The following is a 15310-nucleotide window of genomic DNA, read 5'->3' on the forward strand; positions in this document are numbered from 1 at the left end:
GTTGACCCGGGGCGTGTCGGCCGCTACGTTCGCGCCATGTCGCGTACAGCCCTGCTCACCACGCGCGGTCACATCGACCTGCTGCGGGTGGCCTCCGCCGCTTGTTGCCGCGGCTGCTGACGCCCTTTCACCCCTTCACACCCCTGGCGCCCTGATCGCCGTGCGCGCGTGTCCGCTCCGCGCCCACGGCCGCTGAGGCGTACCTCCACCTCCCTCTCCCCCGGAGTCCGTCATGACGGTCGACCATGCCCCTCCCACCTCTCCGCCCGACATATCGCCTTTGCCGGACGTCGAGGCCCTGACTCCCGCCCGCAGACCGGGCCGCGGCCCGTCCGTTCCGCGCTGGCTTCGCCGCGCCGTGGGCCCGGTGCTGCTGCTCCTCCTCTGGCAGTCGTGCAGTGCGGCGGGGGTGCTGCCGGCGGACGTACTGGCCTCGCCGGGGACCATCGCCCGGGCCGCCGGTGAGCTGGTCGGCGACGGGACGCTGCCGACCGCGATGGGCGTCTCGCTGCGCCGGGTCGCCGTGGGGCTGCTGCTCGGCGGGGTGGCGGGGATCGCGCTCGCCCTGGTGTCCGGGCTCTCGCGGCTCGGAGAGGACCTGGTCGACGCCCCCGTGCAGATGCTGCGGACGGTGCCGTGGGTCGGGCTCATCCCGCTGTTCATCATCTGGCTGGGGATCGGGGAGGCGCCCAAGGTGGCGCTGATCGCCCTCGGCGTCGCCTTCCACCTCTATCTGAACGTGTACGCCGGGATCCGGGGCGTCGACGCGGGGCTCGTCGAGGCGGGCGAGTCCCTGGGGCTCGGACGGTGGGGACTGGTCCGGCACGTCGTCCTGCCGGGCGCGCTGCCCGGCGCGATGACCGGGCTGCGCTACTCCCTGGCGACGGCCTGGCTCGCGCTGGTCTTCGGCGAGTCCATCAACGCCGACGCCGGGATCGGCTTCCTCATGAACCAGGCGCGGGAGTTCTTCCGCACGGACGTGATCGTCGTCTGCCTGGTCGTCTACGCCTTCCTCGGCCTGCTCGCCGACGCCCTCGTCCGTACTCTCGAAAGGCTGCTGCTGCAATGGCGACCGACCTTCACGGGGCAGTGACCGTCCAGGGCCTCACCCGCTCCTTCGACGGGCGCCCCGTCGTCGACGGGCTCGATCTGACCCTGCGCGCGGGGCAGTTCACCGCGCTGCTCGGGCACAGCGGCTGCGGCAAGTCGACCCTCCTGCGGGTCCTCGCGGGCCTCGACCGGGAGATCTCCGGCACGGTCCTCGTGCCGCGCCGCCGCGCGGTCGCCTTCCAGGCGCCGCGCCTGATGCCCTGGAAGAAGGTCTGGCGGAACGTGCTGCTGGGGCTGCCGGGCGCGCCGGACCGGGCGGTGGCGGAGAAGGCGCTCGCGGAGGTGGGGCTCGCCCACCGCTCGGGGGCGTGGCCGAAGACCCTGTCGGGCGGCGAGGCCCAACGCGCCTCGCTCGCCCGGGCACTGGTACGGGATCCGGATCTGCTGCTGCTCGACGAGCCGTTCGGCGCGCTCGACGCGCTGACCCGGATCAAGGCCCAGCGGCTCGTGGCCGAGCTGTGGCAGCGGCGCGGCTGCACGGTCCTGCTCGTCACGCACGACGTCGACGAGGCCCTGCTGCTCGCGGACCGCGCGCTGGTGATGCGGGACGGCGTGATCGCGTACGACACCGCCGTCGGCCTCGACCGTCCCCGCTCCCCCGGCGATCCCGCGCTCGCCGCGCTCCGCACCCGACTGCTCGCCGAACTCGGCGTCACCGAGGGCGAGTTCGCCGAAAGCACGACGACCTGACCGGCGCACCGCCCACCACCCCACCGCCCCGCCGGCACACCGGCACACCGGCACACCGGCACACCGGCACACCGATGCATCCCGCTGCCCCCTCCCCGAGGAGACGAACGTGAAGTCCTTCCGCCTGTCCGCCGCGGCACTGCTCGTGCCGCTCGCCCTGCTCGCCTCCGCCTGCTCCGGCGCCTCCGCGGCCGGTGACGCCTCGAACTCCGACGGCAAGGGCTCCCTGGTCCTGAACGTCGGCGACCAGAAGGGCGGCTCCGAGGCCCTGCTGCGCGCCGCCGGTGAACTCGACGACCTCCCGTACCGGGTGAAGTGGTCGACGTTCACCTCCGGCCCACCGCTGCTCGAAGCGGTGAACGCCGGAGCCGTCGACTTCGGCTCCGTCGGCAACACCCCGCCCGTCTTCGCGGCCGGCGCCGGCTCGAAGATCACCGTGGTCGCCGCGACGCACGGCGACTCCGCGGGCGAGGCGATCCTCGTCCCGAAGGACTCGCCGCTGCGCACCGCGCGGGACCTGAAGGGGAAGCGGATCGCCGTCGCCCAGGGCAGCTCCGCCCACTTCCAGCTGATCGCCTCGCTCCGCGGGGCCGGGCTCGGCCTGGACGACGTGCGGGTCAGCCTGTTGCAGCCGGCCGACGCCCTGGCCGCGTTCAGCGGTGGCAAGGTCGACGCCTGGGCGGTCTGGGACCCGTACACCTCCCAGGTCCTGCTGAGCGGCAAGGGCCGGGTACTGACCGACGGACGCGGCGTCGTCAACGGCCTCGGCTTCCAGGTCGCCGCCCCCTCGGCACTGGCCGACCGGGAGAAGGCGAAGGCGGTCGGCGACTTCGTCGAGCGGCTGCGCCGCGCCCAGGGCTGGGTGTTCGACCACCCCGAGGAGTGGGCGAGGGCCTGGGCGAAGGAGACCGGGCTGCCGTACGAGGTGGCGCTCGCCGCCGTGAAGCGCAGCAACGGGACACGGATCCCCGTCGCCCTCGACGACGCGGCGATCGCCTCCGAGCAGCAGATCGCCGACACCTTCGCCGCGCTGAAGCTGATCCCCCGCACGTTCCGTTTCGCCGACTACGTCGACACCCGCTTCAACAAGGACCTGCCGCCGTCCACCACCCCGGCGCGCAGCTTCGGAAAGGCCTCCTGATGACCGTCCACCTGCACTGGTTCCTGCCGACCGGCGGCGACGGCCGGACCCTCGTCGACCGGCACGCCTACACGGACGGCGGGATCACCCGGGACCGGACCGTGTCCGGGGTGCGCGCGCCCGACATCGACTACCTCGTCCAGATCGCGAAGGCGGCCGAGCGGCTGGGCTTCGAGGCCGTGCTGACCCCGACCGGCACGTGGTGCGAGGACGCCTGGCTGACGACGGTCGCGCTGGCCCAGCACACCGAGCGGCTGAAGTTCCTGGTGGCGTTCCGGCCGGGGGTGATCTCACCGGTGCTCGCGGCGCAGATGGCGTCCACGTACCAGCGGATCACCCGGGGCCGGCTGCTGCTCAACGTCGTGACCGGCGGCGACTCGGCCGAGCAGCGCCGCTTCGGCGACCGTCTGGACCACGACCGGCGGTACGCGCGCACGGCCGAGTTCCTCTCGGTGGTGCGGGGCGTGTGGGGCGGGCGGCCGTTCGACTTCACCGGCGAGCACTTCCGGATCGAGGGCGGGCTCACGGCGCTGCCGCCGGACCCGCTGCCCGAGATCTTCTTCGGCGGCTCGTCCGCGGCGGCCGGTCCGGTCGCCGCGGAGCACGCGGACGTGTACCTGACGTGGGGCGAGCCTCCGTGGCAGGTGAAGGAGAAGATCGACTGGATCCGGCGGCTCGCGGAGGAGCGCGGCCGGCAGGTCCGGTTCGGGATCCGGCTGCACACGATCTCGCGGGACTCGGCGCGCGAGGCCTGGGCGACGGCCGACCGGCTGCTGTCCGATCTCGACGCGGAGACGGTGGCCGCGGCGCAGGAGCTGCTCGGCCGGAGCGAGTCGGTCGGTCAGCAGCGGATGCTGGCGCTGCACGGCGGCGGCTCGCTCGACCGCGACCGGCTGGAGATCTCGCCGAACCTGTGGGCGGGCGTCGGTCTGGTACGGGGCGGGGCGGGGACCGCGCTGGTCGGCAGCCACGCCGATGTAGCGGACCGGATCGAGGAGTACCACGCCCTGGGGGTGGAGCACTTCGTGCTGTCCGGCTACCCGCACCTGGAGGAGGCGTACTGGTTCGGCGAGGGCGTGACGCCCGAGCTGGCGGCGCGCGGGCTGCTGCCGTCGGCTCCCGCCTCCCCGCTGCTCGGCGTCCCGGCGGTGAACGGGCGTCCGGCCTCGGCGCCGGGCGGTGCGCCGCTGCTCGTGCCCGGCGGGCGGTAAGAGGCGGCGACCGGGGCGGGGGCGGGGAAGAACCGCACCCCCGCCCCGGTTGGTGGAAGCGTGAACGATTTCGGGTTCGAAGAGGTCAGGACGGTGGACGTCGTCGTCATCGGCGCCGGCCAGGCGGGGCTCTCCGCCGCCTTCCACCTGCGGCGCACCGGTCTGGAGCCGGACCGGGACTTCGTCGTCCTGGACCACGCTCCCGACCCGGGCGGCGCCTGGCAGTTCCGGTGGCCCTCCCTCACCTACGGCAAGGTGCACGGGATGCACGCGCTGCCGGGCATGGAGCTGACCGGTGCCGATCCCTCGCGTCCCTCCTCGGAGGTGATCGGCGCGTACTTCGACTCGTACGAGCGGACGTTCGACCTGCGGGTCCACCGGCCCGTCGACGTCACGGCCGTCCGGGAGGGCGAGGGCGGCCGGCTCCGGGTCGAGACCTCGGAGGGCGTGTACGCGACCCGGGCCCTGATCAATGCGACGGGCACCTGGGACCGTCCGTTCTGGCCGCGCTACCCCGGACAGGAGACCTTCCGGGGCCGTCAGCTGCACACCTCCGGCTACCCGGGCCCCGGGGAGTTCGCCGGGAAGCGGGTGCTCGTCGTGGGCGGCGGGGCCTCCGGCACCCAGCACCTCATGGAGATCGCCGAGGTCGCCGCGGAGACCTTCTGGGTGACCCGGCGCGAGCCCGTCTACCGCGAGGGCCCGTTCGGCGAGGTGGAGGGCCGCGCGGCCGTCGCCCTGGTCGAGGACCGGGTGCGGCGCGGACTGCCGCCGCAGAGCGTCGTCTCGGTCACCGGGCTTCCCCTGACCGACGCGATCCGCGACGCACGCGCGCGCGGGATCCTGGACCGGCTGCCGATGTTCGACCGGATCACCCCCACCGGGGCGGCCTGGGACGACGGCCGGACCGTCGACGTGGACGTCATCCTGTGGGCGACCGGTTTCCGGGCAGCGATCGACCATCTGGCGCCACTGCGGCTGCGCGAGCCGGGCGGTGGCATCCAGGTGGAGGGCACGCGCGCGGCCCGCGACGAGCGCGTCCACCTCGTCGGCTACGGCCCCTCGGCCTCGACGATCGGCGCCAACCGGGCCGGTCGCGCGGCCGTCTCCGAGATCCGCCGTCTCCTCGGCCGCGACCGGGTCGCCGCGCCGACCGCCTGAGCCGCCCGTCCGGTGCCGCGCGGCCCCGCGCGGATCCGGGAGGCCGCGCACGCGGCGGCGCCGCCGGTCCCCTGGGACGGGGGGCCGACGGCGCCGGGCACTGCGATCGTCAGACGAGCCAGCCCAGGAAGTGGAGGACGCCGGCGAGCAGGTTGGTGATGACGTTCATGGTGGTGCTTCTCCTCGTACAGGTGCATCAGTGGGACGTGTGCGGTCGCGGTCTGCAGCCCGTCGCTCGCACTCCGTAATCATCCGATGCCGTGAGGGAGCCGGGCAACGAATCCCGGAACGATCACACGTTCTGGGGAACAACCGCTCCCGCGTTCGCCTGTTCGGTGCGGGCGTCCCGGCGGACCAGCGCCGCGTACCGTCCGTCCCGGGCGAGCAGCTCCTCGTGCGTCCCGCGCTCGGCGATCCCGCCCGCCTCCAGCACGACGATCTGGTCGGCCTCTCGGACGGTGGAGAGCCGGTGCGCGATGGTGATGGTGGTGCGGCCGGCCGAGAGGGCGTCGATGGCGCGCTGCACGGCGTGCTCGGTCCGGGTGTCGAGGGCGCTGGTGGCCTCGTCGAGGATCAGCACGGGCGGATCGCGCAGGATGGTGCGCGCGATGGCGAGGCGCTGCTTCTCGCCGCCCGAGAAGCGGTAGCCGCGCTCGCCGACGAGGGTGTCGTACCCCTCGGGGAGCGAGGCGATGTGCTCGTGGATCTGGGCGGCGCGCGCGGCGGCCTCCATCTCCTCGTCGGTGGCGTCCGGCTTGGCGAAGCGGAGGTTGTCGGCGACGGAGGCGTGGAAGAGGTACGTCTCCTGGGAGACGACGCCGACGGCGCGGGCGAGGGTGTCGAAGTCCAGGTCGCGCACGTCGACCCCGTCGAGGGTGACGCGGCCGCCGGTGACGTCGTAGAGCCGGGGCACCAGGTAGCTGAGGGTGGACTTGCCGGAGCCGGTGGGGCCGACGACGGCCAGGCTGCCGCCGGCGGGGACGGTCAGGTCGATGCCCTCCAGGGTCGGGCGGTCCTGCCCCTCGGGGTCGTAGCGGAACTCGACCTTCTCGAAGGAGACCTCGCCGCGGATCTCCGGAAGCCGGACCGGCTCGTCGGGCTCGGTGATGTCGACGGGCAGGTCGAGGTATTCGAAGATGCGCTGGAAGAGCGCGAGGGAGGTCTGCACCTGCACGCCGGTGGAGAGCAGGCTGACGGCGGGCCGGAAGAGGCCCTGCTGGAGCGAGACGAAGGCGACGAGCGTGCCGAGCGAGATCTCCGAGCCGCCCGAGCCGAGGGCGATGCCGGCGGCCCAGTAGATCAGGGCGGGCATGGCGGCCATGACGATGCCGATGGTGGACATCCGCCACCGCCCCGCCATGGAGGAGCGCACCTCGAGGTCGACGAGGCGCTCGGACTCCTCGGCGAAGGACCGGGTGAGCGAGTCGGCGCGGCCCATGGTGCGGCCGAGCAGGATGCCGCTGACCGAGAGGGACTCGGTGACGGTCGCGGCCATGGCGGCCATCTGCTTCTGGCGCTGGGTGGTGATCTTCTTGCGCTCGCGGCCGACGCGCCGGCTGATCCAGACGAAGGCCGGCAGCAGGAGCAGCGAGACGAGGGTGAGGCGCCAGTCGAGGGCGAGCATGGCGACGACGGTCGCGACGACGGCGGTGAGGTTGGAGACGAGGGAGGTGGCCGTGGAGGTCACGGTCGCCTGCATGCCGCCGATGTCGTTGGCGATGCGGGACTGGACCTCACCGGTGCGCGTCCGTGTGAAGAAGGCGAGCGGCATCCGCTGGAGCTGCTCGTAGACCCCGGTGCGCAGGTCGTGCATGACGCGCTGGCCGACGGTGGTCGAGACGAGGGTCTGGAGCACGCCGAAGACGCTGGTCAGGACGGCGGTGGCGATCATGCCGAGGGCGAGCAGGCTGAGCAGCCCGGTGCGGCCCTGGGGGATCGCGGTGTCCAGGATCTCCCGGAGGAGGAACGGCGAAGCGACCGACACGAGCGAGGCGGCGCCGACCAGGAGGCCGACGAGCGCGAGGCGCGCGCGGTAGGGGCGGAAGAGCCGCAGGATCCGCCGCACCTGGGCGGGCTCCTTGGGCTGGCCGGAGTCGCGGGGCGGTGGCGTCCAGTCGGACTGGTCGTGGGGGCGCATGGGCTCCTTCGAGGAGAGAGACGGTCCATCGGAGCATAGCTCACTGTTACCTATACTCACAATGAACATAGTCCTGATATCGTTCCCGCATGAGCACCTCCGACCGTCCGAGCGGCACCGAGCGACCGAGCGGGGCCGACCGACCGAGTGGCGCCGCCGACACCGACGGCCTCCTCGCCGAGCAGCTGCTGCGGCTGACCCGGCGCCTGCACCGCATCCAGAAGCGCCATCTGGAGCCGGTCGGCATCACTCCCGCGCAGTCCCGGCTCCTGCGCACGGTCGCGCACTTCGGGGAGCCGCCCCGGATGGCCGACCTCGCGGCCCGCCTGGAGGTCGTCCCGAGGGCCGTGACCAGTCTCGTCGACGGCCTGGAGGCGGGCGACCGGGTGCGCCGGGTGCCCGACCCGAGCAACCGCCGGGTGGTGCGGATCGAGCTCACCGACGCGGGACGCGCCACGCTGCGCGAGCTGCGCAGCGCGCGCCGGGCCGCCGCAGAGGACATCCTTGCTCCATTGACCGTCGAACAGCGCGAGGTGCTCGAGGGTCTGCTGTCCGCCCTGGTCGACCCCGGCCCGGAGCGCGGCTGCTGACCCGTCGGGCGCGGGGCCGCGCCGAAGGGGAGCCGTGACATGCCGCTGCTTGAGCCCGACCCGCAGGCCCTGCGTCCCGGTACGAAGCGGACCCCCGCCCCGGACCGCGTGCCGGAGCTCCGGGCGCGGGGCACGCCGCGGCGGCTGCGCGAGGAGCTCACCGAGCTCCTCGGGCCGGGGAAGGTCCTGTCGAAGATCTCCGACCTGGTGCGCTACGCCTCGGACGCGAGCCCGTACCGCTTCGTCCCGCAGGTCGTCGTGGTCGCCGAGGACATCGACGACGTCTCCGCCGTCCTGTCGTACGCCCACGGCAAGGGCCGCGAGGTGGTCTTCCGGGCCGCCGGGACCAGCCTCAACGGACAGGCACAGGGCGAGGACATCCTCGTCGACGTGCGCCGCCACTGGGCGGGCGTCGAGGTCCTGGACGGCGGGGCCCGGGCGCGGATCCGGCCCGGCACCACGGTGGTGCGGGCGAATGCCGCGCTCGCCCCGTACGGGCGGGTCCTGGGGCCCGATCCGGCCAGCGCGGTCGCCTGCACGATCGGCGGCGTCGTCGCCAACAACGCCTCGGGGATGACGGCCGGCACCACCCGGAACTCGTACCGGACCGTCGCCTCCCTGACCGTGGTGCTGCCGAGCGGGACCGTGGTCGACACGGCGGACCCGGACGCCGACGAGGAGCTCGCGCGCGCCGAGCCGAGGCTGTGCGCGGAGCTGATGGCGCTGAAGGCGGAGATCGAGGCGGACGCCGCGCTGACCGCGCGGATCCGCGCCAAGTACGCCATCAAGAACACCAACGGCTACCGGCTCGACGCCTTCCTCGACGGCGACACCCCGGTCCGGATCCTGCGCGGCCTGATGGTCGGCTCCCAGGGCACCTTCGGCTTCATCTCCGAGGTCGTCTTCGACACCCTGCCGCTGAACCGGGAGGTGTCCACGGCCCTGCTCTTCTTCCCCTCGCTGCCGGCCGCCGCCGCGGCCGTGCCGCTCTTCAACGAGGCCGGGGCGACGGCCGTCGAGCTGATGGACGGCAACACGCTGCGGGCCTCGGTGAACGTGGCGGGCGTGCCCGCCGACTGGGCGGAGCTGCCGAAGGAGACGGCGGCGCTCCTGGTCGAGTTCCGGGCCCCGGACACGACGGCCCTGGCGGCGTACGAGCGGGCGGCGGGAACCGTGCTCGCCGGCCTCGGGCCGGTCGCCCCGGTGGCCTCCGTGGAGAACGCCTTCACCCGGGACCCGAAGCGGATCTCCGGCCACTGGAGGGCCCGCAGGGCCTTCGTGACGGCGGTCGGCGGTTCCCGCCCCTCCGGCACGACCCTGATCACCGAGGACTTCGCGGTGCCGCCGGAGCGGCTCGCGGAGGCCTGCGAGTCGCTGCTGGACCTCCAGGCCCGGCACGGCTTCGACGCGGCCGTGGCCGGCCACGCGGCCCACGGCAACCTCCACTTCCTGCTCGCCTTCGACGCCGCCGACCCGTCCGACCTCCAGCGGTACGCGGCCTTCATGGACGAGTTCTGCAAGCTGACCGTGGAGCGCTTCGACGGCTCGCTGAAGGCGGAGCACGCCACCGGCCGCAACATCGCGCCCTTCCTGGAGCTGGAGTGGGGGACGCGGGCGACCGATCTGATGTGGCGGATCAAGGAGGCCGTCGACCCCGCCGGGGTGCTCGCCCCGCGGATCGTCCTGGACCGCGACCCGCAGGCCCATCTGCGCGGCCTGAAGACGATCCCCGCCGTGGAGCGGACCGCCGATCCCTGCATCGAGTGCGGCTTCTGCGAACCGACCTGCCCCAGCCACGACCTGACGACCACGCCGCGCCAGCGGATCGTGCTGCGCCGGGAGATGATGCGCCAGCCCGACGGCTCCCCCGTCGAGGCCCGGCTCCTGGAGTCGTACGGCTACGACGCCGTCGACACCTGCGCCGGCGACTCCACCTGCAAGCTGGCCTGCCCGGTCGGGATCGACACGGGGGCGCTCATGAAGGGGTTCCGGCACGAGCGGCACTCGCCGCGCGAGGAGCGGATCGCCGCCCTGGCCGCGCGGAACTTCCGCGCGGTGGAGGCCTCCGCGCGGCTCGCGGTCGCCGCCGCGGACCGGATCGGCGACCGGGTCCTGGGGTCGCTGACGGGCCTCGCCCGCAGGGCCGTCCGCCCCGACCTCGTCCCGGAGTGGCTTCCGGAGATCCCGGGCGCGGCGGCGCGGCGGCTGCCCCGCACCCATCGTCCGGCGGCGGTCGCCGTCTACTACCCGGCCTGTGTGAACCGCATTTTCGGCGGTCCGGAGGGCGGGCGCGGGCCCTCGCTCCCGGAGGCCGTCGTCGCGGTGTCCGCGCGGGCCGGGCGGCCGGTGTGGATCCCGGACGACGTGGCCGGCACGTGCTGCGCGACGGTCTGGCACTCCAAGGGGTACGGGCGGGGCAACGAGGTGATGGCGAACCGGATCGTCGAGGCCGCCTGGGGGTGGACGGCCGGCGGGCGGCTGCCGCTCGTGGTGGACGCCTCCTCGTGCACCCTCGGGATCGCGCACGAGGTGGTGCCGTACCTGACGGAGGACAACCGGGCGCTGCACGCCGAGCTGACCGTGCTGGACTCGCTCGTGTGGGCGGCGGACGAGCTGCTCCCCCGGCTCGAGGTGCGCCGCCGCGTCGGCTCGGCCGTGGTCCATCCGACGTGCTCGATGCGGCACCTGGGCGACGAGGAGAAGCTCACCGTGCTCGCCGGGGCGTGCGCGGAGGAGGTGGTCGTCCCGGCCGACGCGGGCTGCTGCGCCTTCGCCGGCGACCGGGGCATGCTGCATCCGGAGCTGACGGCCTCGGCGACGGCCCGCGAGGCGGCCGAGGTCACGGCCAGGCCGTTCGACGCGCACCTTTCGGCCAACCGGATGTGCGAGATCGGGATGGACCGGGCGACGGGCCGCGGCTACGGCTCGGTGCTGCTCGCCCTGGAGCGGGCCACCCGCCCCTGACCGCCCGTCACTGACCACTCGTCCCGACCGCCCCTCCCTGACCGCCCGTCACTGACCACCCGTACCTGACCGCCCCGGCCTGACCACCCGTCACTCCGCCTGGTCCCGGCGGCTGAAGGATCCCTCACCCCGTGCGGTGAGGGATCCTTCGTATGTTCGGGTGATCATCCGTGACCGGTGCGGCCCGTCGGGGGAACCGGAACAGTACAGTCCAACCACCCGTCAGCAGGGAGGTTCCATGGACGACCAGACACCGCGCCCCCCGAGCCGCCGCACGGTCCTCAGAACCACCGCGGGGGTGGCCGGGGCCGGGCTCGGCATCGCCGCGGCGGGCGGGCAGACCGCCCGGGCCGCCACCGGAGCCGTCCCCGCCGCCCGGCCGGAGGCCGCGGCCGTGCCGCGGCGCCGGGGCGCGACCATGGCCGGGGTCCCGTTCGAGGGCCGCTCGACGGTCCGGATCGGCCTCGTCGGGCTCGGCAACCGCGGCGCCGCCATGATCGGCAACTTCCTCGCCCTGCCCTGGGTCCAGGTGGTCGCCGTCTGCGACCCGGTGCGCGAGAAGGCCGAGCGGGCCGCCGCGGCCGTCGTCGCCGCCGGCCGGCCCGCCCCCGCCCTGTACACCCGCGACGGGGAGGACTACGAGAACCTCTGCACCCGCACGGACGTCGACTTCGTGTACGTGGCGACCCCCTGGGAGACCCACTTCGCGATCGCCCGGTCGGCGATGCTGGGCGGCAAGCACGTCGGCGTGGAGTGTCCGGTCGCGATGGAGCTCGCCGAGCTGTGGGAGCTGGTCGACCTGTCGGAGCAGACCCGCCGCCACTGCATGCAGATGGAGAACTGCTGCTACGGGCGGAACGAGATGCGGGTGCTGCGGATGGCGCACGCGGGGAAGTTCGGGGAGCTGCTGCACGGCGCGGGGGCGTACAACCACGACCTGCGCGAGCTGCTGTTCTCGCCGACGTACTACGAGGGGCCCTGGCGCCGGCTGTGGCACACGCGGCTGCGCGGGGACCTCTACCCGAACCACGGCTTCGGGCCGGTGGCCAACTACATGGACGTCAACCGGGGCGACCGGGCGCTGAGCATCAGCAGCTTCGGCACCCCGGCGCTCGGCCTCGCCGAGTACCGCGCGGCGCACGTGCCGGCCGGGGACCCGAGCCGGAAGGAGACGTACGTCGGGAGCGACCGGACGGTCAGCGTGGTCCGGACGGCCAGGGGCCGGCTGATCCGCCTGGAGCACGACGTCTCCACCCCGCACCCGTACAGCAGGATCAACAGCCTCGGCGGCACGCGGGGGGTCTTCGAGGACTACCCGGCCCGGATCTACCTGGAGCCGGACCACAAGGACGACCAGTGGGGCGACTTCTCGGCGTACGCGGCCGAGTTCGACCACTGGCTGTGGAAGGAGCACGCGAACCCGCCGGGCGCCCACGGGGGCATGGACTACATCATGGTCCACCGCCTGATGCAGTGCCTCCGGCTGGGGCTTCCGCCGGACTTCGACGTGTACGACGCCGCCACCTGGACGGCTCCGGTGCCGCTGAGCCACGCCTCGATCAAGGCGGACGGCGCGCCGCAGGAGATCCCCGACTTCACCCGCGGCGAGTGGCGCAGGGCCCGTTCGGGCGTGGACTCGGCGAAGCCGGTCTGACCCCGGACGGGCGGTGCCCGGCCCCGGAGCCTCCGGGGCCGGGCACCGTCGTGTTCAGCAGCGCCGCAGGTCCTCGGTGACCGTGCCCTGGACGGACGTCAGGCTCCGGTCGTAGCAGCCCTCGGAGCCGTACAGGCGGTAGCGCTCGGTGCTGGTGCCGACCGCGTGCCGCTGGTCGCGGGGGACGCCGAGGACGAAGGAGGCGTCGCCGGTGTACGTGTCGTCCAGGCGCGACCAGGACAGCCGCCTGCCGTCGCGGACGACGTCGACAGCGGCGCGGTCGCCGACGGTGAGGACGGTCCGCAGCCGGTTCGCGCCGTCGACGGAGATCTCGCCGTCCATGGTGTACGCGCGCCGGGTGTGGGTCGCGGTCCGGCCGACGGTCACGGTCTCGTCGTCCGTCCAGCGGGCGGTCAGCGCGTCCGGGTTCTCGTCGGCGCCCCAGCGGTGCGTGGAGCGGTGGTCGACGGTGCGGGTGACGGTCGTCGTGACGCGGCCGTGCGAGGTGTTCAGGTGCCCGGCGACGGTGAGCGTGTCGCCGCCCGTGGTCTCCAGGACGTCCGGCGAACCGGCCGTGTACACGGCGGAGTTGCGCGGGGTGCCGAACTCGTGCCGGTCCAGGGCGCCGGTGACGACCTCGCTGCCCTCGTCCTGCCAGAGGAGCACGTTGGCGGGGACGCTCCAGCCGGACTGTCCGGTGGGGACGCCGGCGACGGAGACCTCGACGCGATGGGCCGCGCCGTCGTTGAGCAGGGCCGCGAAGGGCGTGAGGTCGTAGACGACCGGCTGCACGTCGAAGGCGCGCGGCGCGGGCGTCACGTACCAGAGGAAGGGGTTGGACCAGCCGCCGGTCCACACGTGCGGGAAGGGGGCCGCTATGCCGGCGAGCTTCCCGTCGACGGAGATCCGCACCTCCCGGTAAGGGCCGTCGGTGGCCTTGCAGGAGTAGGGGGCGGCGTCGGGGACGGTGAGGTACCAGAACTCCTCGCAGCCGCCGCCGGAGCCGGTGGCGTACACCTCGGCGAGGACGCGCTCGGTGTTGCGCGGGGTGGTGAGGGTGGCGCCGGTGAGCGGGACGACCCGGTCGGGGGTGCCCGCGGCGGGCTTCACGCGGCCCTCGGCGGTGTGGAAGGTGAGGGTCACGCGGACGTCGATGACACCGGTGTACGTCTCGTTGACGACGTTGCCGATGAGCATCTCGACGGGCTGCGGGCGGCTGAGCGTGTCGCGGTAGCGGGTGACGTCCTTCTCGACGGACCAGGCGATGCCGTCGGGAGAGGGCTCGGGGGTGGAGGTGCGGAAGAGCTCGACGCCGCCGAGGGTGAGGTGGCCGAGGCGGTCGTACTGGCGGCCCTTGACCTGCCCGTCGAGGCGCAGGACGACCTTGTTCCAGCGGGCGTCCGTGCCGCACTCCTTCGGCGGGGTGTAGTTCCCGCGGTACGGGGTGAAGTCGCGGAACCGGGCGGCGGCGAGGGTGACCTCGCAGGTGCGGGTGCCGGGGGTGGCGACGGGCGGGGCGGCGGTGACCGGGTCGTGCCAGTCGGTGGTGAACTCGGCCGGGGGCGTAGGGCCGTTCGGACCCTCGGCCGCGGCCGGGTGGGCGGTGAACAGCGCGCCGGCGGCGAGCACCAGACCGCCGACCACGCTCGTGATCTTGAGTGATCTCATGGGGCGGAAGTGAAGCGTGGTCCCGCGTCGCGGTCCAGAGGACGATGAGCGGACATGGCGCGATCTGTTCCCGGATGGGAGAGAAGGCGACCGTCCCGCGGTGCCGGACCGACGGTCAGGGCCGGTCGGCGGGCGGCGACGGGGCGCGGAGTCCCGCCAGGTCCGCGCCGCGGCGCGGCAGGTGCATCCAGCCCTCGACCGCGGCCGCGGCCCGCTCCTCGTCGGTCCGCGGCGGATCGGTGAGTCCCAGGGCGGCGGCCCGGGCGACGACGGCGGAGACGAAGGCGTCCAGGTCGTGGTCGCTGCGGAGGCAACGCTCCCGGACGGGCGTGGGCAGGCCGAGGCCCAGGCCGTCCTCGAGAGCCGGAACGATCACGGCCCGGGCGGGCCCGCCGTCCTTCCCCTTGTACGTCCCGGCCTGCGCGAGCCCCCACTGGAGCAGGGCGTAGGCGGGATAGACCTCCAGGACCGGGCCCGAGCCGTCCCGGGGCAGGGCCGGGCCCCCGTCCGCGAGCCGTTCCATGAGGTCGGCGGCCCGCAGCGCCACGGCGCCCAGCTTGTCCGTCGACACCGACAGGGGCCGCTGCCTGCCCGCCCCGGTGCGCTTCCAGGCCACGTCGTCGGTGAGGCGATGGGTGAACCTGTTCCCCAGGCCGGAGCCGTGCTCGGACCTCGGGTAGCGGTCCCTGGCGGGCAGCGCGGCACCCGACTGGTGCGCGCCGAGCAGGGTCGCGAAGGCGATGGGCCAGCCCAGCGGGGCGTCGAGTCCGGTCCGGTCGGCGGAGCGCACCGCGGCGAGCAGGTCCTCGTCGCTCCTCGCGGGAAGGAACTCGACCCGGGGTTCGCCGGACCAGGTCACGCGGCACACGCCGGTCGTGCCCGTGTGGCCGGCGAGATCGACTCCCACCGTGACCATGGGGCCGTCGCCGGCGGCCGTCGGCCCGCCCGTCACCGTCTCCACCGATGTCACTCCCCCACGCGCGC

The 15310-nt window shown here is 73.9% G+C and carries 11 protein-coding genes; 8 read left to right on the forward strand and 3 right to left on the reverse strand.

Annotated features, from left to right (window positions below):
• Nucleotides 1–232 precede the first annotated feature (232 nt).
• The 5 genes from K7G60_RS10860 (at nt 233) to K7G60_RS10880 (ending at nt 5313) form a co-directional block, all read left to right on the forward strand.
• A complete protein-coding gene (locus tag K7G60_RS10860; protein ID WP_225800615.1) occupies nt 233–1093 on the forward strand; it encodes an ABC transporter permease in 861 nt (286 codons plus the stop codon).
• Nucleotides 1066–1800 (forward strand): ABC transporter ATP-binding protein, encoded by a 735-nt coding sequence (locus tag K7G60_RS10865; protein WP_225800616.1) that lies wholly within the window; start codon nt 1066–1068, stop codon nt 1798–1800. Before K7G60_RS10860 ends, K7G60_RS10865 begins: the two co-directional genes overlap by 28 nt.
• 109 nt (nt 1801–1909) lie before the next feature.
• Nucleotides 1910–2941: an ABC transporter substrate-binding protein gene (locus tag K7G60_RS10870; protein WP_225800617.1), complete on the forward strand. Its 1032-nt coding sequence runs from the start codon at nt 1910–1912 to the stop codon at nt 2939–2941.
• Nucleotides 2941–4152, forward strand: a complete 1212-nt coding sequence (locus K7G60_RS10875) for an LLM class flavin-dependent oxidoreductase (RefSeq protein WP_225800618.1) — start codon at nt 2941–2943, stop codon at nt 4150–4152. The genes K7G60_RS10870 and K7G60_RS10875 overlap by 1 nt, the downstream gene beginning before the upstream one ends.
• 60 nt (nt 4153–4212) lie before the next feature.
• Entirely contained in the window at nt 4213–5313 is a 1101-nt protein-coding gene (locus K7G60_RS10880) for an NAD(P)-binding domain-containing protein (RefSeq protein WP_225800619.1), read from the forward strand.
• A gap of 292 nt (nt 5314–5605) precedes the next feature.
• Here K7G60_RS10880 and K7G60_RS10885 read toward each other — a convergent pair whose 3' ends face one another.
• Entirely contained in the window at nt 5606–7450 is a 1845-nt protein-coding gene (locus K7G60_RS10885; RefSeq protein WP_225800620.1) for an ABC transporter ATP-binding protein, read from the reverse strand.
• A gap of 89 nt (nt 7451–7539) precedes the next feature.
• Here K7G60_RS10885 and K7G60_RS10890 point away from each other — a divergent pair, with 89 nt between their 5' ends.
• From K7G60_RS10890 to K7G60_RS10900, 3 genes are all read left to right on the forward strand, one after another.
• The gene (locus tag K7G60_RS10890; protein WP_225800621.1) at nt 7540–8040 is read left to right on the forward strand and encodes a MarR family winged helix-turn-helix transcriptional regulator; all 501 of its coding nucleotides are present in this window, start codon (nt 7540–7542) and stop codon (nt 8038–8040) included.
• A 39-nt stretch (nt 8041–8079) separates the two neighbouring features.
• The gene (locus K7G60_RS10895; protein WP_225800622.1) at nt 8080–11004 is read left to right on the forward strand and encodes an FAD-binding and (Fe-S)-binding domain-containing protein; all 2925 of its coding nucleotides are present in this window, start codon (nt 8080–8082) and stop codon (nt 11002–11004) included.
• Nucleotides 11005–11242: 238 nt separating this feature from the next.
• Entirely contained in the window at nt 11243–12658 is a 1416-nt protein-coding gene (locus K7G60_RS10900) for a Gfo/Idh/MocA family protein (protein ID WP_225800623.1), read from the forward strand.
• A gap of 54 nt (nt 12659–12712) precedes the next feature.
• On the opposite strand, the gene K7G60_RS10905 is transcribed toward K7G60_RS10900, so the two are convergent.
• Nucleotides 12713–14326 carry a peptide-N4-asparagine amidase gene (locus K7G60_RS10905; protein ID WP_225800624.1) on the reverse strand — a complete coding sequence of 538 codons (1614 nt, stop codon included), beginning with the start codon at nt 14324–14326 and terminating at the stop codon, nt 12713–12715.
• A gap of 115 nt (nt 14327–14441) precedes the next feature.
• Entirely contained in the window at nt 14442–15287 is an 846-nt protein-coding gene (locus K7G60_RS10910) for a DUF429 domain-containing protein (protein WP_308080689.1), read from the reverse strand.
• Between the last annotated feature and the right edge of the window lie 23 nt (nt 15288–15310).

Source organism: Streptomyces sp. NK15101 (assembly GCF_020400725.1).
Lineage (GTDB): Bacteria > Actinomycetota > Actinomycetes > Streptomycetales > Streptomycetaceae > Streptomyces.